We start from the raw sequence: 20,262 nt of genomic DNA, 5'->3' as shown, positions 1-20,262 counted from the left end.
TTTAAAAAAGGGTTATTTTTATTTCACTTTTATTATTTTGTGTTATAAAATCATATTTGGGTGATAATGATAAGTGGAGTACATTGGTGAATATATTAGATCCTTAAGGGAGGCTAAAAACTACAGCCAGAGAAAGCTTGGCTATTTATCAAAAGTTAGTAATGCGACTATAAACAGGATTGAGAAAAATATTTCAAAACCTGCCCCTGAAACATTAAAGAAACTTGCGGGCCCTTTGGGGGTTTCATATGAGGAGCTCCTTTATATTGCCGGATACCTGGAGAAAGGGCTGGTTAACGCTGATAGTGTAAGAAAAATCAGAGAAAAAAGAAACATGTCTTTTGAAGAATTATCAAAAGATATAGAGCATGCTACAGGAACAAAAATTCCTCCTGAAACCCTGGAAGGGATGGAAAAAGGTAAAATGATTAATCCTGAACCTACATATATTAATGCTATTGCAAAATATGAAGGGGTAAACCCGAAAGTCTTTTATAAAGGTGAGATACATACGGACCTTGAATTTACAATTAAGGAGAATATAGGCAAGCTTAAGGAAACATTGAACCAAATGAGCCTTTCCCATATTACTGATAAAGAATTGAAAGAATGGGTCAATAACCCTGATAGCCTGCAATATTTGATTTTTGCAAAAAAATTATTTGATATGAAAATAAACCCGGATTTTGTATTAAAGGAGTTTATATATAAAATATTCAGAAATGGAATAGAATGAGTTTATATTTTAATTTTTTACATAATAAAGAATACTGAAAATGTACCCTGCATAAGAATATCGTATAAGATTATTTTTGCGGGGTGCTGGTTTATGCAAAGAAAACTGTTTTGTATTTTAATATTATGCATTTTAGCACTGATATTTACTACCGGGTGTAGTATTTTACAAAAACTTGTGTTTGGAGATACAGACAATGATGAGCTTCGTCCCGCAAGCAGTTTAGTTATGGATGAGGAGGAAGCAAGTAAACTTAAAGATAAAAAACCAATCCGTTTATACTTTGCCAATGAAGACAATACCAAGTTGAGGGCTGAAATTCGGTATATTGATGCAAGTGATACGGGGGGCAATACCGAAAGCCTGGCAACTGTGATTATCAAAGAATTAATAAAGGGCCCAGGTAAAGGTACAGGACTTAAAAGTACAATACCGGAAGGTACAAAACTATTATCAAACGTTATTATTGAAGGGAATACAGCTAATGTTGATTTCAGTAAGGAGTTCGTTGAAAAACATTCGGGTGAAAAAGATGCTGAAAAGCTCACAATTTATTCAATCGTAAATTCTTTAACAGAGCTTCGTGAAATTGAAAAGGTTAAATTTAAAATTGAAGGTAAGTCTAAAGCTCAGTTTAAAGGAAGCTTTAAATTTGATGCACCTTTTCCTAGGAGTACTTCAATAATTAGCAAAGAACCTCCTGTAAGAGGTGAAATTGAAACAGATGAAAAGAGCTTAATAGAGGATAAAAACAAGGAGAGTGACGGCGAAGACTTGAGAGATAAAGAAAATGGACAAAAAGATGAAGATAAAACAAATGAAACATTCGGTGATGCAGACGAGGAAGAAATCCTGGAATAAATGAATAGGGAGCTATTGGAAATTTCCGGAGTAATATAAGTTTGGGAGGGGGAGGAAGGTAGGTCGACCTCTCACCTTCAAACATCTAACATCTCACCTCTGACCTCTAACCTCCCACTTCCAACTTCCTACTTCTCACCTCTCACCCCTAACTTCTCACCCCTAACCTCTCACCTCTAATTTCTAGAAATTACAGCATCCTCCGCAGCGTTCAATATTTGGACAAACAGGGTTATCCGGTTTACGTGAGGTTATAAAGTTAAGATTTGTAAAAATTGGTTCTAATTCATTATTGCCGCAGTTAGGACACGTGATCAATTTTTTTTCTCTTTCACTAATTTTGGCCATAACATTAAATTCTTTACCGCATTCATTACATTTTAAATCATAAAAAGGCATAATTATTACCTCCCGAATAACCATATTTTACTTATTTATGAGGACACAATACTTAATTCAGCTCTATGCAGTCATTGATTAAATTATAACATATCCCTGGTGTCCATTTCAAATAATTTGAGTTGACGGGGACGCATTGTAATGTTGACTCATGTTATTCATAAATAGTAAAATGAAAAATATATATTATACATATAAATTAAAAATACTTAATAGTAGTTGCAACTTTAAAATATTATTTATATTATTTAATTATTAGGAATTATTAGGAATTAGGAGAGATTTATAATGAGTGAAAAGAAAAGGGTGGCGGTGATTTTCGGTGGACAATCGTCTGAACATGAAGTTTCAAGGGTTTCTGCCCAATCGGTAATTAATAATCTGGATAGAAATAAATATGAAGTAGTTATGATAGGGATTACTAGAGAAGGGAAATGGTTAACTTACGAAGGTCCGGTAGACAAACTCAGTACAGGAGAATGGAAAGCTATTGCTGAGTCGGGAAGGCATACAACAAAAAGCTTGACTGAAAGAGCCGGCTGTAATTCTGCTAGAGAGATTTTTAAGGTTTCAGGGGCGGAAAGGAAAGATAAAAAAATTGATGTGGCCTTTCCCGTTCTTCACGGTTGCAACGGGGAAGACGGTACTATACAAGGACTATTTGAGCTTGCAGGAATTCCATATGTTGGCTCTGGTGTGCTGGGTTCTGCTCTTGGAATGGATAAGTATTATGCAAAAATAATATTTGAGAAAGAAGGGCTGCCTCAAGGGAAATATTTGGTATTTAATAAAAAGCAGGTTGCAAAAGATATTCATGGTGTGGTAATGCAAATAGAGGATACTCTTACATATCCTTGCTTTGTAAAACCCTGTAACTCGGGTTCTTCAGTGGGAGTAAGCAAGGCGCGTAACAGGGATGAACTAATTAGCTCTGTATATCTAGCATTGAAATATGACAGGCGAATTTTAGTTGAGGAATATATTGATGGACATGAAGTGGAATGTTCCGTTTTGGGAAATGATGAACCTATTGCTTCTACTGTGGGAGAAATTATACCATGCAATGAGTTTTACGATTATGAGGCAAAATACAGTGCTGAAAGCACATCGGAAATTGTAATTCCTGCCCGGCTGCCTGAGGACACTGTAGAAAAAATAAGAGAATATGCGGTAAGAGCCTTTAAAGCATTAGATTGTGCAGGACTTGCGAGAGTTGACTTTTTTGTCCATAAAAAAACCGGTAAAATATATGTAAATGAGTTGAATACCATGCCGGGTTTTACCCAGATAAGCATGTATCCAAAGCTTTGGGAAGCTTCAGGCATATCATATACGGAACTTCTGGATAAGCTCATAGAGCTGGCCATAGAGAGATATGGAGAAAAAATGAAACTAAGCAGGGGGTTGTGATGGATAATCGGTCTATAGGTATTTTTGACTCCGGTTTAGGGGGGCTTACTGTATTAAAGGAAATTATGGAAATAATGCCCGGCGAAAGTATAGTATATTTTGGTGACAGTGGAAGGGCGCCTTACGGCATAAAATCCAAGGAGACCGTTATAAAATATACTTTTCAGAATATAAGGTTTTTGCTTAACCAGGATATTAAAATGATTGTTATTGCCTGTAACACTGCAAGCGCATACAGCCTTGAAACGGTAAAGAACAGTTTTGATATACCGGTAATTGAGGTAATTCAACCTGGTGCCGTCACAGGTATAAAATATACAAAAAATAAAAAAATAGGTGTTATAGGTACCACTGCCACAATAAACAGCGGGGCTTATGAAAGAGCAATAAATGAAATTGATAATACAATACAGGTGTTTTCAAAAGCTTGTCCTCTTTTTGTGCCCCTGGTTGAAGAAGGACCGGAATGGTGGGAAAATGATATTACTTACAGAATTGCTCTTGAGTATTTAACACCTTTGAAACAGGCGGGTATTGATACTCTGGTATTGGGGTGTACTCATTATCCGCTTTTGCAAAAGACAATATCGAAAGTTATGGGCAGTGATGTCAAACTTGTAAGTTCTGCTTTAGAGGTTGCCAGGGTTGTAAAAAAAGTTATTGAGCAAAATAATATTGCAAGAGATGAAAAAATCAAGCCTGTTTATAGGTTTTATACCAGCGACAGCATAGAGAAATTTGAACCTTTGTGCAGTGCAATTTTAAACCGTAAAATTACTTCTGCTGAAAGGACAGATATTGAAAAATACTAAATATAAAAGATGTTATACAAAAGATATTAAAAAGGAGGGACCTTTATTATGGATAAAAATGTTATTATTTCTGTAAGAGGTAAGCAAAGTTCAGGAGATGAAGTGTCCAATACTCTGGAATTGATTACGGAAGGGAAATATTATAAGAAAGATGATGCATATTACATTACTTATAATGAAAGTGAAGTTACAGGCATGGAAGGGACAACTACTACCATAAAAGTTGCAGACGGAATTGTGACACTTATGAGAGAAGGGTCAGTTAATTCTCAATTTGTTTTTCAAAAAGGATACAAACATGTGTCGTATTATGATACAAGCTATGGGGCTTTTACTGTAGGAGTCTTTGCCAGTGATGTAAGTATAAATATGAATGACTACGGCGGTGAAATCAGTGTGGATTATCATATTGAAATAAATAACAAGACGGGGTACAATGACTTTTACATGTCAATCAGAGAGGTAGGGTGTTCAAATGACAAATGTTGTGGAACAAATGAAAAAAAGTATTGAGAGTGTATTAAGGCAATCTATAAGTAAAGCTGTTGAAAATAATGAGTTGCCTCAACTAAGTATCCAGGATATATTTATCGAGATTCCCAGAGAGAAGGAATACGGAGATTTTTCGACAAATATGGCCATGCAAATGGCCCGCGAAGCCAGAATGTCTCCTGTTAAAATAGCTTCAGTCATTATTAATAATCTTGATTTGGAAAATACCTATATTGAGAAGGTCCAAAGAGCAGGTCCCGGTTTTATTAATTTTTACCTTAAAGATGATTGGCTGTATTACACTTTGAAGGTTATTCAAACTGAAAGGGAAAACTACGGGAAACTGGATATTGGTAAAGGCCGGAAAGTAATGGTGGAATTTGTAAGCGCAAATCCCACAGGTCCATTACATATGGGAAATGCCCGGGGAGGGGCTTTAGGTGATTGCATAGCCAGTGTCCTTCAGGCGTCAGGGTATGATGTTACCCGGGAGTTTTATATAAATGATGCGGGAAACCAGATTGAAAAATTTGGAGTATCCCTCGAGGCAAGATATATACAGTTGCTGAAAGGTGAAGATTCCATTGAGTTTCCGGAAGACGGATATCATGGGGACGATATTATTGAACATGTAAAAAAATATATAAAAATTTATGGGGACAAGCTTCTTAATTTACCTTCTTCAGAAAGGCGTAAAAAATTGGTACAATATGCTTTAAGGGAAAATATTGAAAGTATAAAAAAGGACCTTAAAAACTACGGAGTAGAGTTTGATGTGTGGTTTTCAGAACAATCTCTCTATGACAATGGGGAGTTTGATGATACCATGGAATATTTGAAGCAAAAAGGGTTAACTTATGAAAAGGATGGAGCTTTATGGTTTAAGACTTCCGAATTCGGGGCAGATAAAGATGAAGTAATAATCAGGAGCAACGGTGTGCCTACGTATTTTGCATCAGATATTGCATACCACAGGAACAAGTTTTTAAAACGTAATTTTGACAGGGTTATAAACCTTCTCGGGGCCGATCATCATGGCCATGTTTCAAGGATGAAAGCGGCGGTAAAAGCTCTAGGGGTTAATCCTGATAGGCTTGACATAATTATTTTCCAGCTTGTCCGATTGTACAGGAACGGGGAAATTGCGAGGATGTCTAAGAGAACGGGTAAAGCTATATCTCTTGCCGATATACTTGAAGAAGTGGGTAAAGATGCGGCCAGATTTTTCTTTAACATGCAAGCATCCGGGAATCACCTGGACTTTGATTTGGACCTTGCTGTCCGGCAATCTAATGAAAACCCCGTATACTATGTCCAGTATGCCCATGCAAGGATTTGCAGCATGCTGAGGGTGTTGGAAAGTGAAGGCATAACGGTGCCGGATATAGGACAGGTAGATTTGGCTCTTCTTAAAACAAAAGAGGAAATTGAATTGATAAAAAAGCTGGCGGAGTACCCTGAAGAAATAAAGATATCGGCCCAGACATTGGAACCTTCTAGGCTTACCAGGTATGTTATGGATGTAGCCTCCCTTTTCCATAGCTTTTATAATGCGTGCAGGGTTAAGGGAGAAGAGGAACCCCTTATGAAGGCAAGACTGGTTTTGGTTGACAGCACAAGGACTGTAATTAAGAATGTGCTTGATTTGTTAAGCATTACTGCGCCTGAAAGAATGTGATAAAAAAATATAAAAGAAAGGGTGAAAAGATAATATGAAGATTAAATGGTTTGGACATGCATGCTTTTTTATAACTTCAAGTAACGGCGTTAGAATCCTTACTGATCCCTTTGACCACACAGTGGGATATGAAGTGCCTTCTGTAGAAACAGATATTGTCACTACAAGTCATGGCCATTATGACCATAATAATGTTGCTTTGGTGAAGGGTAATTATATTCATATCAGCAACCCAGGGAAATTTCTTGAAAAAGGAATAGAAATTATTGGAGTGGAAACTTTTCATGATGAAAAAGAAGGGACTAAAAGAGGGAAGAATATAATTTTCAAATTCAGTGTGGACGGAATAAGAGTTTGTCACTGTGGGGATTTGGGACATGTACTCTCTTATGAGCAGGTAGAGAAATTGGGGGAAGTAGATGTATTATTAGTGCCTGTAGGAGGGACATTTACAGTAAATGCTGTTAAAGCCTGGGAAGTAGTAAAACAGTTAAAACCGGTCATAACTATACCCATGCACTTTAAGACCGAAGTTGTAGGCCTCCCTATTGAGGGTGTAGGCAGTTTTCTTTCTGTTGCAGGGAAAGGTTTGAAGACAGGAAAACAGGAAATAGAACTGGATAAAAGCAACTTATCAAGCTTTAAGGGTGTTGTTGTGTTGGATTATAAGTAATATTTTATCCACTCCCTTTGAATATTTTTGGCTAAATAGCAAAAAATATTCTAGTCAAAAATATTTTTACGGTTTATACAAAGGTTAAAGGGAGTGGTACTTTATTGAAGAAGAAATACTTAAATTTTGTAGTTTGTATTATACTAATAGCCTTATTTGCATGTATAGTTTACCAGTTAAAAGACAAGGTGTGGGAGCTTTACGGATATGGCCGTGAAGTCCTGTCATATTATGGTTCTAGAGGTCAGGAAGTTATAGAAATTCAGACCAGGTTAAAAAAATGGGGTTATTATAAAGGCAATATCGATGGAATTTATGGATATCAGACATATCAAGCAGTACGATATTTCCAGCAAAAGAACGGTTTAAAGGTTGATGGAATTGCGGGACCTGAAACTTTGGCAGCGCTTGGATTACCCACAGGGCGGGCTACAACTCAATCCTATAGTAAGGATGCAAATTTACTTGCCCACCTAATATATGCAGAAGCGAGGGGAGAACCATATGCAGGTCAAGTGGCTGTAGGTGCGGTAGTGTTAAACAGGGTAAGAGATAGCAGATTTCCAAACACAATAGCAGGGGTAATCTACCAGCCGGGGGCTTTCAGTGTGGTCTATGATGGCCAAATTAACTTGCAGCCCAATCAAACTGCATATAATGCTGCCAGGGATGCATTGAATGGTTGGGACCCTACGTATGGATGTATATATTACTGGAACCCCGCTACTGCGACAAGCAAATGGATTTGGAGCAGGCCTATTGTGGTAAGGATAGGCAAGCATGTTTTTGCAAAGTAGAAGCATGTAGCATGGACATATGGCAAGAGAACGTTTTGATTTTTGCATTAAGTTAAGTTATGAGAATAAATTGCCGATAAAGAATGTGAGGCAATTTATTTTTGTAACTTATTTTGTTTTACAGGAATTTTCTTGGTTTTAATGGTACTGTAATAGTAGGGGGAGAAATTTATGTGGCGGTTTACCAGGGGACATTTTAGAATACGTCGAATTATTTATATAATTTTACAGGTGTGCTTTCTGTTTTTTATACTTACTGCCAATTTATTTGCCTATGATGATAAACTTGAGGATTCCAACCGGATTAACAGTAATTTATATGGGTTTACTGTAATAAGCGGTATTGTGGAAGATAACAATCCTGCTCTTGGTTACATAACTGTATATAACCCTTCTATAATGGAACAAGGTATACAAATCAAAGAACGAGAGGACATGCTTCAGACATACAATTATATAAACCCTGATAATATTGAAGTACTGAAAAACCATAAGAAGGCAACCCTTGAAAGCATTGAAGAAGGAGATACTGTATTTATAAGATTGGACAGTGATGGTTATATTGTTTCAATAAGTGGTGTTAGTAATTATATTGTAAAATATGCAAAGGTGCTTTATAAAACTGCAGATACTTTAATTGTAGAATACCAGGAAGAGAAGTACCAAGAAATACTTAAAATCAACAAGGATGTTGCAGTTTTTGTCAATGGTATACTTACAGATTTAAGCGATTTGAAAGATGGTGACAGGATCAAGCTGTTGCTTAGCAAGACATCGGAATCTACAAATATAAAAGAAATTATTATTGAAGAGGGGGAGCGGCATTTTATATCAAATGTGTATAAAGGCTTTATAAGCTATATGAATGATATATCCAACAGAATTATTGTAGGAAACCTTCTCGTTTTTGATAGAGGAAGATGGGTAAGAGCGGGAGTTAAAGGTTTTACCAGTTTTGAACTGGCAGAGGAATACAGCATATTCTATAATGGGAGAGAAGCTGATATTAGCCTTGCAGGCTTCTTATTAAGAAGCAAGGAAGCATACATTGCTGTTGGAAAAGATTACGGCGGCAGTGAGCATGTAAAGTTCATATCTGTTAGAAATTCAAAAGAAGCAGAAATAATTTATAATGATACAGTGGCAAAACATATTTCCGGTTCCGGAAGGCTAACAATTGATAGAGAATTAAAAAATATATTATATGGCAGGGAAAGTATTATAATTAAAGATGGAAGGCTTGTGCAGGGAAACAGCATTTCTGAAGAAGATACAGTATATATTGTTGCCAACAGGAGCAACAGCGGCGATTTAATGGCCGGTATCATACAAGTATATTATAAACCTGTTTTGGATAATTTAGAAATTTACCGTGCCAGGATAAAATCGATAAATGATAACGTTGATTTTACTGTTGAGTCGTTTTCCAGGCTAAATGGTGTAAATTGGGAGTATAATAACACACCGAAAACATTTAATATTACTTTTGATACAAGGGTTTTGGATGAAGAGGGACTGATTAATCAAGATGATTTTACAGGTTATGGAGAAGACAGTTTTATAAACAGGGTGGTTTATATAGTTGCCGACGGATTAGATGCTAAGGTTATCAGTACTGCTCCTTATGGTATTTATAACATTAGAGGTGAGATCTACAATATAGGAGGCGGTGTTGTAGGTGGAGAAGGCACAATTATTGAGGAACCGGATGAAATACATCTTGTAAAGACAAAAACTTATGACGTCTCTCAAAGGAAATGGGTAGATAGTGGTGAAATGAATCTTAGAATTCTCAAAAACAGTTTAATACTGAAAAATGACAAGGAGATAAAACCATCAGCCTTGAAAAATGGTGACAAAGTAAGGATTATAAAAAAAGACAAGGCTGGAACAGGAGATGCCTATGTTATTATTGTTGAGGAGTAATTGTTAGAAGTGAGAGGTGAGAGGTTAGATGAGGAGTATTTCAAAGTTCTTTGCTCCAGTAGTTACAACAATTTTTGTACTTATAGTTTCCTGTTTTAAACCTTTACCTGTATTTGCCCAGAAAGTTCAATTAGGTTATGAGGGAGGGATAACTTCCGGAAGTGTAGATAGTAATGCCTCGCTCGAGTACAGAGAAGTGTGCTTCATTACAGGGGAACCTATAGTGTTCTCAGGTACAGTTACTGTAAAAAAGACAACAAGGCAGGATACTGTTAATGCAACTTATACATATAATCTGAAGAACATTGATAAAAGTGCTTCTCTTATAAGAAGTATATCATATAATATCAAGACAGTTGAAACAAAAGACGGACAGGTGGTAGAAGAAGTATCGCTATTAAGGAATCCTTCTGAGACGATAAGGATAAATAATGATACATATGTATTAAGAAACTATGAATTTTCATATTCGAGACTTGTTGATAAAAAGCCGGCAATAGATTATTTTGCCGGAAGCATGTGGGGAAAGAAAACCTACCAGATTGGAAATGTAAATAATGGTGGTACCATAACAGTGGAAATGACAGGGAAAACGTTCGGATATGATCAGTATTGGGGAAATACTGAAACATGCATATTAAATTATGAAATAAAGAGTGAAAGAAGAACCGGTGATGCGTATGACAGGTGGGGCGGTAGAGCCCAAGTAACTGTCTCATCTTCTGCTGTAGAGGACATTAAGTTTGTAGGGAATATACCGGAACAAATAAGTTTTCAGGGTGGTTATGTGAAGACTCATAGCAATTCAAGCATATTGGAATATTTCTGCAGTCTTCCGGAGTTTGACTCGAAAGGCATTTCAACCTATAGGATGATTGAAACAAGAGATAGTTTAAAACTTGAGGCATTCCCGCAACAGACAAGGCTGCCTGTATATGACCTTTCATATTTAAGAGGCCATTGGGCTGAAAATGAAATAAAAATGCTCTATAGTCTTGGAGTGTTTAATAATAATGAAAAAGAATTCAACCCTGAAGAATTTATGACAAGAGCAGAATTTGTAGCGGCCCTTGTTGAGGCTTTCGGGGAGGATCCTGTTGATTCTTCTCCTACCGCTAAAACAACGGCTTCAAGAAGCTCAAGGACAATAAGGAGCAGGGAGAAGGTAGAAGAAATTATTTCCCCTTATGCAGACATACCTGTTGATCATAAATACTTTTCCCAAATAGATAAAGCACATAAGAAAGGACTTATTCTTGGAAGAGGGCAGGAGATATTTGCACCGGAAGATAAAATTACGTTGGCCGAGGTAGTTGTTGTTTTTATAAGGGCCCTGGGATTGGAAGAATTAGCACCAAATCCTTATGCCATAACTCCATTCAAGGATGACGCAAGTATACCTACCTATGCCAGAAACGCAATCTATGTGGCGGATAGGATAGGGCTTATTAAAGGGGATGATAAAGGCTATATAAGATGTGACGAGAAAATTACTAAAGCAAGGGCAGCCACTTTGATAAGCAACTTTATTACTTACATGAGAGAAGGTATAAGAAAGGATTATAGGGAGCGGGTAATTGGTTATAATTGATGCTATGTTTTTCTTTTTTTTGTACAAAAAAATAATGGATTGTGGTAAAATAAATTTGTAAATTTACTTTAAGGTAGATTTACAAATTTATTTTTATATAATCATTTTATTATGAAAAGGAGAATTCATGTGAATAAAAGATATACGAAGTCATATACAAAGGTGTTGTATCTTAATAAAATTCTTATTTGCATAGTTGTTACAGTATTTTTAATTTTATCAGGCACAAAAACTTGTGGAAATGTTTTGGCATCAGAAGATAGCATCTCAGAAAACAATACTTTCGATCCCGAATATCTAAAGAGTGTTATGGACCTGATTAAAGAAAAATATGCAGGAGAGATAGATGATAGTCAATTAATAGAAGGGGCGTTAAGGGGAATGTTTGCTACCATGGACCCATATACCTCATATTTTAGCCAAAGTCAGGCCGAAAGCTTTTTTGGAGATGTAGAAGGTACATATGAAGGAATAGGGCTGGTAATGGAAAAAAGGGCTGACTATATTGTTGTATCCAAAGTATTTCCCGGTTCTCCTGCAGAAAAGTCAGGACTCCTACAGGGAGACAGAATTGTGACGGTGGATGGAAAGAATATTGGAGGTTTGTCAATAGAAGAAGTAGCCAGCCTTATTAAAGGGAAAACAGGTACCAAAGTAACGTTAGGTGTAGTTAGAAACAATGGTTCCGGAATTATGAACATTGAAGTTGTAAGGATGAAAATTAAAATTAATCCTGTTACATATGAAATCAAAGATGATATAGGTTATATTAAACTGGAAATGTTCAATGCCAATACCGATGAGTTTATTACCACTGCCCTGAAAGAAATGGATTTAAAAGAAGTAAATAAGATAATACTTGACTTAAGAGATAATCCTGGTGGATTAGTTGATCAGTGCATTGCTGTGGCAAGGAAATTTGTTCCAAAGGGATTAATAACAAAACTGACCTTTAAATCCAATGACATGCCTGATCAGGAATATTATTCGTTCTTGTCGAAACTAAAATACAACCTGGTAATTTTAGTGAATGGTATGAGTTCAAGCGCTTCTGAGATTTTAGCTGGGGCTGTACAGGATACAAATGCAGGCATATTGGTCGGGACAAAAACTTTTGGTAAGGCAAAAGTCCAGAACATGCTGCCTATTCTAAGCCCTGAGGCATATAAGAAGTATTCGGAACAGATAGGTTCAAGAACAGTCAATGCTTATGACCTGATTAGTAAATATAATGTTAGCCCTTCAAATGATGAAATAATAGGTTGGTCGAAGATAACTACAGGTGTGTATCTTACTCCAAAAGGGGAAATGATTGACGGGGTAGGTATTATACCGGATATTATAGTGGATGACCCTCAGCCGGTAAATGGTATTAGTATCAATAATATACAGAAACTTACACGGACATGGAAACCTGGACTTGGTGATGAAGGGATTGATGTATACAACGCAGAGAAGATTCTAAAAGTACTCGGCTATGATGTAGATGAGCCTGATACTGTTCTGGATGAAAAAACATTTAAGGCAATATGGAAATTCCGTACAGACAAAGGGTTTTACCCCGGCGGAGTATTGGATTTTACAACTCAAAAAGCATTAAATGACGAATTAGACAGGGTAATTTTAAGCTATGATAAGCAGTACGCAAAGGCAGTAGAAATCTTGACAAAATCTTGACACTTCTTGACACTTATAATATATAAATATAAAATATACTGAGTAAAACTACGTAGAGCAATTATACAATCAATTGACGGCTTTGGAGGATAAAACAATGGCTGTGAAATATATATTCATAACAGGAGGAGTTGTATCCGGCCTGGGAAAAGGCATTACAGCAGCATCTCTTGGGAGGCTTTTAAAGGCGAGGGGGCTACGTGTAACTATTCAGAAGTTTGATCCGTATATAAATGTTGACCCGGGTACAATGAGCCCTTATCAGCATGGAGAAGTATTTGTGACTGATGATGGGGCGGAAACCGACCTTGACCTTGGACATTACGAAAGATTTATAGATGAAAATTTGAATAAAAACAGTAATGTTACAACAGGAAAGGTTTATCTTTCAGTTATAAGCAAAGAACGTAAGGGCGAATTTTTAGGTGGGACTGTCCAGGTAATTCCCCATATAACAAATGAAATAAAAGAGAGGATTCATAGGGTAGCTAAATCTAATAATATTGATGTAGTTATAACTGAAATTGGAGGTACAGTAGGAGATATAGAAAGCTTGCCGTTTTTAGAGGCAATAAGGCAATTTTCTACAGATATGGGAAGAGAAAATGTAATGTATATTCATGTAACTCTTGTACCTTACCTGGACAAATCCGGTGAATTAAAGACAAAGCCAACCCAACACAGTGTAAAGGAGTTAAGGAGTATAGGTATTCAGCCGGATGTTATTGTTTGCAGAACTAAAAAGCAATTAACCAGGGAATTGAAGGAAAAAATAGGCTTATTTTGTAATCTCTCTGCTGATTGGGTAATACAAAACATAGATGCAAAAGTGCTGTATGAGGTACCTCTCATGCTTGAAAAGGAAGGCCTGGGAGACATTGTATGTAAGAGATTGAATATAACATGTGGTAAACCGGACTTGGCTGAGTGGGAAGAAATGGTATATAGGCAAAAGAACTTGAAGAAAAGTGTTACAATAGCTCTTGTTGGCAAATATATCGAGCTTCATGACGCATATTTGAGTATTGTGGAGGCATTGAACCATGGAGGAATAGCCAATGACACTCATGTAAATATAAACTGGATTAATGCGGAAGATATTAACAATGAAACTGTTAAAGATTATTTACAATATGCAGATGGAATTCTTGTACCTGGCGGTTTTGGTGACAGAGGTATTGAGGGGAAAATAACTGCTGTGAACTACGCAAGGGTAAATAATATACCGTTTTTTGGGATATGCCTGGGAATGCAAATGGCGGTAGTTGAATTTTGCAGGAATGTATGTGGTTTAAAAGATGCCCATAGCTCCGAATTTAATCCCGAAACTAAATATCTTGTTATAGACCTGATGCCTGAGCAAAGGGACGTCTTTGAAAAAGGAGGTACTATGAGGTTAGGCCTATACCCATGTAAGTTAAAAGCCGGTTCTAAAATTCATAGCATTTATAATGAAGATTTAATTTATGAAAGGCACAGGCACAGGTATGAATTGAATAATGAGTATAGAGAAATTTTAACGGAGAAAGGTATGGTTTTATCAGGACTATCTCCAAGTGAAAGACTGGTAGAGACAATTGAACTTCCTAACCACGCATGGTTTATAGGAGTACAGTTCCATCCTGAATACAAATCCAGGCCAAACAGGTGCCATCCCTTGTTTAAAGATTTTATAAGGGCTTCGTTAGAAAAAAAAGGTAGTTAACCTAATTAATTACTGTATAAAAAATTTTACCCCTGGCAATACTTTTAATGTATAAGAAAATAAGTATTTAAGCTGGGGGATTTTTATGCAAAGAAATATTTCGTCAAGGAACAAATATAACAATAACAATATGAAGTTTTTTTGTATGAAATTATTTAATGTTAATAAAAACCGGATATTAAGGACTGGAATACCAATCCTAATTGTTGCCTTATTAGCTTTTTGCATTCATTATGTATTTTATTCCGAAGATATTTCAAAGGGCCTTGAGGAAAATTTAATACGGCTCCATGTAGTGGCAAACAGCAATTCTGACGAAGACCAGGCTTTAAAAATAGATGTAAAAAATGCAATCATTGAATATATGGAAACGAAGCTAAAAGGCTCGAAAGATATTAATGAGTCAAAAAGAATAATAAATATGAATATTGATGGCATTAAAAAACTTGTTAATGAAAAGATAGAGACTTACGGCAAAAATTATGCGGTAAAAATTGACATAGGGGAATATCCTTTTCCTACAAAAACATACGGTGATATTACTCTGCCTGCAGGGAATTACCAAGCACTGAAGGTTCTAATAGGAAAAGGAGAAGGATCTAATTGGTGGTGTGTTCTATTTCCTCCTCTTTGCTTTGTTGATGTAACTCATGGAACAGTGCCTGATTCTGTGAAGGAAGAATTAAAAAATGCTTTAACCAAAGAGGAGTACAGCATAATAACTGCTGCAGAAAGTGATAAAGATATACCGGTTAAAATTAAATTTAAGATTTTGGAGTTTTTTCAAAACTCAAAAATGAAGTTTTCAGGTATAATCAGTAAAATATTTAACGTATCAAATTAACATCAAATTAACCGGTACAACACAACTAAAAAAGGATATAACTAAAAAAGGATATAGGCGATCAAACTCATGCAGGACAAATATAAGGCTCATGAAATATTGGGCATAAGAGAAGATGCAAGCAGGGAAGAAATAGAAAAAAGATATTATATATTGGCAAAGAAGCACCTTGTTCTCAAACGTGAAAATTCTGGAAATGAAGTTCCAGGATTAAATATGGGAAAAATTAATGAAGCCTATTACCAGATGATAGAAAATCTGAAAAAAGATAAATTCCAATCAGAATCCGGTATTTTCAGAGAGAATGAGAATTCAAGATTTTATTCTTTGTTAAGCAGCTTAGGTATAAATAGGCAATGGGCGGAAAATTTTTTTTACTATTATAAAAACTGTATTGTTGCCGGAGCTATTTTATTAACATTCATTTTAGCTATAATATTTCCTCTTTTTATGGAGAGCAATAAAGATGATACGGTAAATATTGTTTTTTTTGGATATTTTGAATATAATGAGGTATATTTTAATAGATTAAAAGAGGTAATTAAAGAGAAGCTGGAAAATATTAAAGAAGTTAATATAGGAATGCTGTTGATTGAAAATGAGGTAATTATACCGTATAAAATAAATATGATGTTAAATGCGTATAATTTCATAACCCAGGGAGATTACCACATATTAATAATGGATAAAGATAGCTTTCGGGAATATGGAGTTGTAGCAGATATAGCAAAATTGGATGATTTTGTTAAAGAATTAGACATAAAAGGGGATGAATATTTTAGTTTAAAGCTTCATGGGAATGAAGAGGAACATGTTTATGGGATAAGTATGGATAATTCAGAAGCGGCAGCTTACATCCTATCAAAAAAGGGCAAATCCTGTAATAACAATTCCTTGGTTGTGGTAATGAAAGATAAATTTAAAGATAGCAAATTGCATCTGGAGGTAATTAAGGCATTGGTAGAAAGCAGGAAAGAGGAAGAAAAAAATTCTTGACTTCTTAAAACTTTTATGTTACAGTTAATAATGCTCCTAGGATAGGTCTTTTTTTTATGCCTAATATTAAGTTAAGGTGGAAGGCTGGAGGTGTTTTTAGTGAGAGTTAAAGTTACATTAGCGTGCTCAGAATGTAAACGTAGAAATTATAATACCATGAAGAATAAAAAGAACGACCCTGACAGGATTGAAATGAATAAATACTGTAAATTCTGCCGTAAACATACGGCTCATAAGGAAACGCGGTAATTTGGAAATGGTGTACATGTGATATAAAGTAATATAAATAGATATTATGGTGGAGATGCATGGATATGGCTGATAAAGTAAAAGATTCAAAAGCAAAAATGGCCGTTAAGAAGTTTACGAAATTTTTTAAAGAAGTAAAATCGGAATTAAAAAAGGTTGTATGGTTAAATAGGCAGCAATTGTTTAATAACATTGTTGCAGTATTGGTTATATGCTTCATATTTGGAGTAATTATATGGATTGTAGACTTTGGGTTATCAAAAATTGTGGAGTTGACTTTAAGGTAGATTTTTTAAAGTATAGGAGTTTATAAAGAAAAACAAGGAGGATATAGGGTTTAATGCTTCCTGAAGAAATGTCCGAAGGCCTTAAGTGGTATGTAGTCCATACTTATTCCGGATATGAGAATAAGGTAAAGGCAAACCTTGAAAAAATTATTGAAAATAGGGGAATGCAGGATTACATTGTTGATATAGTAATACCCATGGAAGAACAGATTGAAATAAAAGACGGTAAAAAGAAAACGACTTTAAAAAAGGTTTTTCCGGGGTATGTCCTTATTAAGATGATTATGACCGACGAAACCTGGCACATTGTAAGAAACATAAGAGGAGTTACCGGATTTGTTGGTCCTTTATCCAGGCCCGTGCCTTTGACGGATGACGAGGTAAAGGCTATGGGAGTAGAAGAGTTTCAGACTGTTGTTGATTACGAAGTTGGTGACAGTGTAAGGGTTATTTCCGGTCCCCTTGAAAATTTTATAGGGACAGTAGAAGAAATAAACCTTGAGAAAAAGAAGGTCCGTGTTTCAGTGTCGATGTTCGGGAGAGAAACACCTGTGGAATTGGAATTGGCGCAAATACAAAAGTTATAACGTTAACGTTATAACAAAAAATTTTTGTTTTATATAAAATTGGGAGGTGGACCAAAAGATGGCAAAAAAAATAACCGGCTATGTAAAGCTACAAATTCCTGCTGGAAAGGCAACACCTGCTCCACCGGTTGGACCAGCTTTAGGACAACATGGAGTTAACATAATGGCTTTTTGTAAGGAGTTTAATGAAAGAACCGCAAAGGACGCTGGCTTGATAATACCTGTAGTAATAACTATTTATTCTGATAGGTCTTTTACCTTTATAACTAAAACTCCTCCAGCTTCAGTGTTACTAAAAAGAGCTTGTAAAATTGAGAGTGGTTCAGGCAGGCCTAATACAGATAAGGTTGCTAAAATATCCCGTGAAGAGATTAGAAAAATAGCAGAACTTAAAATGCCTGATTTAAATGCAGCAAGTATTGAGGCTGCAGAAAGTATGATAGCCGGAACTGCTAGAAGTATGGGTATTGTTGTTGTAGACTAGTTAAATATTGTGGGAGGGAGAATATTTCCCGAAAAATAACCACGGAGGTGAAAAGAATATGAAAAGAGGAAAAAGGTATTTGGAAGTAGCTAAAATTGTTGATAAAACTAAGCTTTATGAACCTATCGAGGCTCTGGAACTGGTACAAAAAACTGCAAGTGCAAAGTTTGATGAGACTGTAGAGGTACACCTGAGACTTGGTGTAGATTCGAGATATGCAGACCAACAAGTAAGGGGAGCGGTAGTACTTCCCCATGGTACAGGTAAAAAAGTGAGAGTACTGGTTTTTGCAAAGGGAGATAAAGCAAAAGAGGCAGAGGATGCTGGTGCTGATTATGTAGGTGCTGAAGATATGGTAGCCAAAATTCAGAATGAAAACTGGTTTGAATTTGATGCTGTGGTAGCAACACCAGATATGATGGGAGTTGTAGGGAGAATCGGAAGAATACTTGGACCTAAAGGATTGATGCCTAACCCTAAAGCAGGTACTGTAACAATGGATATCGCAAAAGCTATTGCAGACATAAAAGCAGGTAAAATTGAGTATAGGCTGGACAAAACAAATATCATTCATTGTCCTATTGGAAAAGTTTCTTTTGGCACTGAAAAGCTTATGGATAATTACCGTACATTGGTGGAAGCTGTAATAAGAGCAAAGCCGGCAGCAGCAAAAGGACAATATTTAAAAAGTGTAGTACTATCATCAACTATGGGCCCCGGCATTAAGATAAATCCTTTAAAGGCTCTTAGTTGAGAAACATTATATGCTTTAGATTATGACAATAAGAAAATAACCACTTTGCCATAGACAGCAGGTGCCTTTGTGCATAATAGACGTTATGTCGTCCTGCCGAGGTGAAGAAGATTGATTTTAAGAAGTCGATACCCTTCATATGTCTATGTGCGTGTGGAGGGTTTATTTATTTTAAAAGCGCTAGGGAAAGCGTAAGTTTGTAAACTTTAGAGGGAGGTGAAGGTAATATAATGCCAAGTGAACGTATACTTGAAAGGAAAAAGGAAATTGTTAGCGACTTAGTAAAAAGGCTTTCTTCTGCAAAAACAATTGTTATTGCAGATTATAGAGGACTTACCGTAGAGCAGGATACTGAAATGAGAAGGGCTCTGCGTAAAGCAGGTGTTGAATACAAAGTTGTAAAGAACACATTGACTAAAATTGCGGTTAATCAAATGGGATTTAAAGAGCTAGATCCTTACCTTGTAGGGCCTACATCAATTGCTTACAGCGAAACTGATGTTGTAGCACCTGCCAAGATAATGAATGAATATGCAGATAAATTTGATAAGCTGCAACTAAAAGCAGGTGTAGTAGAAAGTAAAATAGTGGACGTAGATGGGATTAAAGCTCTGGCCAATCTGCCGTCAAAAGAAGTGCTTATTGCAAGAGTACTTGGAGGTTTAAATTCTCCAATAGCAGGTTTTGTAAACGTATTAAATGCAAACATAAGAGGTTTAGTAGTGGTCTTGAATGCAATTGCAAAGAAAAAAGAAAGTGCATAACAATTAAATTGCAAATAGATAGTAATAGGTTGTTCAGGAAAAATAAATAATTAAGAATAAAACTAATGGATGTATATAGGAGGTATATAATAATGGCTAGTGAAAAAATAACAAAGTTAATTGAAGAAGTTAAGAGCTTGACAGTTTTAGAGTTATCAGAGCTGGTAAAAGCTCTAGAAGAGGAATTTGGAGTTTCTGCAGCAGCACCTGTTGCAGTTGCAGCAGCACCGGCAGCAGCAGGAGCAACGGCAGCACCTGTTGAAGAAGAGAAAACAGAGTTTACTGTTGTATTAAAAGAAGTGGGACCTGAAAAAATAAAAGTTATTAAGGTTGTAAGAGAAGTTACAGGCTTAGGGCTCAAAGAAGCTAAAGACCTTGTAGACAATGCACCAAGTACTGTTAAAGAAAACATACCGAAAGAAGAAGCAGCTGCACTTGAAGCAAAATTTAAGGAAGTTGGCGCTACAATTGAAATTAAATAATATGAATACTGTACAAGAGGGGGTTTTTATAGGCTCCCTCTTTCATTTTATTGCCTAA

The 20,262-nt window shown here is 36.0% G+C and carries 22 protein-coding genes and 1 other annotated feature; of the genes, 21 read left to right on the top strand and 1 reads right to left on the bottom strand.

Annotated elements, in window-relative coordinates; translation table 11 throughout:
• Positions 1–73: 73 nt before the first annotated feature.
• Together HPY74_13475 and HPY74_13470 are read left to right on the top strand one after the other, a co-directional pair.
• Complete coding sequence (locus HPY74_13475) at positions 74–736, top strand: helix-turn-helix domain-containing protein (protein NSW91659.1); 663 nt, start codon at positions 74–76, stop codon at positions 734–736.
• Positions 737–829: 93 nt separating this feature from the next.
• Positions 830–1,597 (top strand): GerMN domain-containing protein, encoded by a 768-nt coding sequence (locus HPY74_13470; GenBank protein ID NSW91658.1) that lies wholly within the window; start codon positions 830–832, stop codon positions 1,595–1,597.
• A 183-nt stretch (positions 1,598–1,780) separates the two neighbouring features.
• On the opposite strand, the gene HPY74_13465 is transcribed toward HPY74_13470, so the two are convergent.
• Positions 1,781–1,996, bottom strand: a complete 216-nt coding sequence (locus tag HPY74_13465) for a zinc ribbon domain-containing protein (protein ID NSW91657.1) — start codon at positions 1,994–1,996, stop codon at positions 1,781–1,783.
• Between the two features lie 288 nt (positions 1,997–2,284).
• Between HPY74_13465 and HPY74_13460 the strand changes: the two genes are divergently transcribed.
• The 19 genes from HPY74_13460 (at position 2,285) to rplL (ending at position 20,204) form a co-directional block, all read left to right on the top strand.
• Positions 2,285–3,406, top strand: a complete 1,122-nt coding sequence (locus HPY74_13460; GenBank protein ID NSW91656.1) for a D-alanine--D-alanine ligase — start codon at positions 2,285–2,287, stop codon at positions 3,404–3,406.
• Positions 3,406–4,218, top strand: coding sequence for a glutamate racemase (locus tag HPY74_13455; protein ID NSW91655.1), 813 nt, complete (start codon positions 3,406–3,408; stop codon positions 4,216–4,218). Before HPY74_13460 ends, HPY74_13455 begins: the two co-directional genes overlap by 1 nt.
• Before the next feature lie 48 nt (positions 4,219–4,266).
• Positions 4,267–4,731, top strand: coding sequence for a DUF1934 domain-containing protein (locus HPY74_13450; GenBank protein ID NSW91654.1), 465 nt, complete (start codon positions 4,267–4,269; stop codon positions 4,729–4,731).
• Positions 4,694–6,388, top strand: coding sequence for an arginine--tRNA ligase (locus HPY74_13445; GenBank protein NSW91653.1), 1,695 nt, complete (start codon positions 4,694–4,696; stop codon positions 6,386–6,388). Before HPY74_13450 ends, HPY74_13445 begins: the two co-directional genes overlap by 38 nt.
• A 34-nt stretch (positions 6,389–6,422) precedes the next feature.
• Positions 6,423–7,061, top strand: coding sequence for an MBL fold metallo-hydrolase (locus HPY74_13440; GenBank protein ID NSW91652.1), 639 nt, complete (start codon positions 6,423–6,425; stop codon positions 7,059–7,061).
• Positions 7,062–7,165: 104 nt separating this feature from the next.
• Positions 7,166–7,858, top strand: coding sequence for a spore cortex-lytic enzyme (gene sleB, locus HPY74_13435; protein ID NSW91651.1), 693 nt, complete (start codon positions 7,166–7,168; stop codon positions 7,856–7,858).
• Between the two features lie 171 nt (positions 7,859–8,029).
• Positions 8,030–9,784, top strand: a complete 1,755-nt coding sequence (locus HPY74_13430; protein ID NSW91650.1) for a hypothetical protein — start codon at positions 8,030–8,032, stop codon at positions 9,782–9,784.
• Positions 9,785–9,812: 28 nt separating this feature from the next.
• Positions 9,813–11,375 (top strand): S-layer homology domain-containing protein, encoded by a 1,563-nt coding sequence (locus HPY74_13425; GenBank protein ID NSW91649.1) that lies wholly within the window; start codon positions 9,813–9,815, stop codon positions 11,373–11,375.
• Between the two features lie 111 nt (positions 11,376–11,486).
• The gene (locus HPY74_13420) at positions 11,487–13,052 is read left to right on the top strand and encodes a S41 family peptidase (protein NSW91648.1); all 1,566 of its coding nucleotides are present in this window, start codon (positions 11,487–11,489) and stop codon (positions 13,050–13,052) included.
• Between the two features lie 97 nt (positions 13,053–13,149).
• Positions 13,150–14,757: a CTP synthase gene (locus HPY74_13415; GenBank protein NSW91647.1), complete on the top strand. Its 1,608-nt coding sequence runs from the start codon at positions 13,150–13,152 to the stop codon at positions 14,755–14,757.
• 130 nt (positions 14,758–14,887) lie between these two features.
• A complete protein-coding gene (spoIIR, locus tag HPY74_13410) occupies positions 14,888–15,601 on the top strand; it encodes a stage II sporulation protein R (GenBank protein NSW91646.1) in 714 nt (237 codons plus the stop codon).
• 69 nt (positions 15,602–15,670) lie between these two features.
• Positions 15,671–16,597: a hypothetical protein gene (locus tag HPY74_13405; GenBank protein ID NSW91645.1), complete on the top strand. Its 927-nt coding sequence runs from the start codon at positions 15,671–15,673 to the stop codon at positions 16,595–16,597.
• Between the two features lie 99 nt (positions 16,598–16,696).
• Positions 16,697–16,846, top strand: a complete 150-nt coding sequence (rpmG, locus tag HPY74_13400) for a 50S ribosomal protein L33 (GenBank protein ID NSW91644.1) — start codon at positions 16,697–16,699, stop codon at positions 16,844–16,846.
• Between the two features lie 65 nt (positions 16,847–16,911).
• Complete coding sequence (gene secE / locus HPY74_13395) at positions 16,912–17,133, top strand: preprotein translocase subunit SecE (protein ID NSW91643.1); 222 nt, start codon at positions 16,912–16,914, stop codon at positions 17,131–17,133.
• Positions 17,134–17,201: 68 nt separating this feature from the next.
• Complete coding sequence (gene nusG, locus HPY74_13390; GenBank protein ID NSW91642.1) at positions 17,202–17,720, top strand: transcription termination/antitermination protein NusG; 519 nt, start codon at positions 17,202–17,204, stop codon at positions 17,718–17,720.
• A gap of 58 nt (positions 17,721–17,778) precedes the next feature.
• Entirely contained in the window at positions 17,779–18,204 is a 426-nt protein-coding gene (rplK, locus tag HPY74_13385) for a 50S ribosomal protein L11 (GenBank protein NSW91641.1), read from the top strand.
• A gap of 58 nt (positions 18,205–18,262) precedes the next feature.
• On the top strand, positions 18,263–18,958 hold the full coding sequence (rplA, locus tag HPY74_13380; protein ID NSW91640.1) for a 50S ribosomal protein L1: 696 nt from the start codon (positions 18,263–18,265) through the stop codon (positions 18,956–18,958).
• Positions 18,959–18,988: 30 nt separating this feature from the next.
• Positions 18,989–19,134 (top strand) — a sequence feature (ribosomal protein L10 leader region).
• Positions 19,135–19,188: 54 nt separating this feature from the next.
• A complete protein-coding gene (locus HPY74_13375; GenBank protein ID NSW91639.1) occupies positions 19,189–19,722 on the top strand; it encodes a 50S ribosomal protein L10 in 534 nt (177 codons plus the stop codon).
• 92 nt (positions 19,723–19,814) lie between these two features.
• Positions 19,815–20,204, top strand: a complete 390-nt coding sequence (gene rplL, locus HPY74_13370; protein NSW91638.1) for a 50S ribosomal protein L7/L12 — start codon at positions 19,815–19,817, stop codon at positions 20,202–20,204.
• Positions 20,205–20,262: the final 58 nt, after the last annotated feature.

It is taken from the genome of Bacillota bacterium, from assembly GCA_013314855.1.
In the GTDB taxonomy this organism is placed as follows: domain Bacteria; phylum Bacillota; class Clostridia; order Acetivibrionales; family DUMC01; genus Ch48.
The sequence above is the reverse complement of the archived record's forward strand: the minus strand, read 5'-3'. Positions and strand labels throughout refer to the sequence as shown.

Coding starts and splice junctions, on each gene's coding strand:
- HPY74_13430 (NSW91650.1), top strand. CDS start 8,030: ATGTGGCGGTTTACCAGGGGACATTTTAGAATACGTCGAATTATTTAT.
- rplA (NSW91640.1), top strand. CDS start 18,263: ATGAAAAGAGGAAAAAGGTATTTGGAAGTAGCTAAAATTGTTGATAAA.
- HPY74_13425 (NSW91649.1), top strand. CDS start 9,813: ATGAGGAGTATTTCAAAGTTCTTTGCTCCAGTAGTTACAACAATTTTT.
- HPY74_13405 (NSW91645.1), top strand. CDS start 15,671: ATGCAGGACAAATATAAGGCTCATGAAATATTGGGCATAAGAGAAGAT.
- HPY74_13375 (NSW91639.1), top strand. CDS start 19,189: ATGCCAAGTGAACGTATACTTGAAAGGAAAAAGGAAATTGTTAGCGAC.
- HPY74_13445 (NSW91653.1), top strand. CDS start 4,694: ATGACAAATGTTGTGGAACAAATGAAAAAAAGTATTGAGAGTGTATTA.
- HPY74_13450 (NSW91654.1), top strand. CDS start 4,267: ATGGATAAAAATGTTATTATTTCTGTAAGAGGTAAGCAAAGTTCAGGA.
- rplL (NSW91638.1), top strand. CDS start 19,815: ATGGCTAGTGAAAAAATAACAAAGTTAATTGAAGAAGTTAAGAGCTTG.
- secE (NSW91643.1), top strand. CDS start 16,912: ATGGCTGATAAAGTAAAAGATTCAAAAGCAAAAATGGCCGTTAAGAAG.
- HPY74_13455 (NSW91655.1), top strand. CDS start 3,406: ATGGATAATCGGTCTATAGGTATTTTTGACTCCGGTTTAGGGGGGCTT.
- HPY74_13470 (NSW91658.1), top strand. CDS start 830: ATGCAAAGAAAACTGTTTTGTATTTTAATATTATGCATTTTAGCACTG.
- HPY74_13415 (NSW91647.1), top strand. CDS start 13,150: ATGGCTGTGAAATATATATTCATAACAGGAGGAGTTGTATCCGGCCTG.
- HPY74_13440 (NSW91652.1), top strand. CDS start 6,423: ATGAAGATTAAATGGTTTGGACATGCATGCTTTTTTATAACTTCAAGT.
- HPY74_13465 (NSW91657.1), bottom strand. CDS start 1,996: ATGCCTTTTTATGATTTAAAATGTAATGAATGCGGTAAAGAATTTAAT.
- HPY74_13460 (NSW91656.1), top strand. CDS start 2,285: ATGAGTGAAAAGAAAAGGGTGGCGGTGATTTTCGGTGGACAATCGTCT.
- nusG (NSW91642.1), top strand. CDS start 17,202: ATGTCCGAAGGCCTTAAGTGGTATGTAGTCCATACTTATTCCGGATAT.
- spoIIR (NSW91646.1), top strand. CDS start 14,888: ATGAAGTTTTTTTGTATGAAATTATTTAATGTTAATAAAAACCGGATA.
- HPY74_13420 (NSW91648.1), top strand. CDS start 11,487: ATGAAAAGGAGAATTCATGTGAATAAAAGATATACGAAGTCATATACA.
- rplK (NSW91641.1), top strand. CDS start 17,779: ATGGCAAAAAAAATAACCGGCTATGTAAAGCTACAAATTCCTGCTGGA.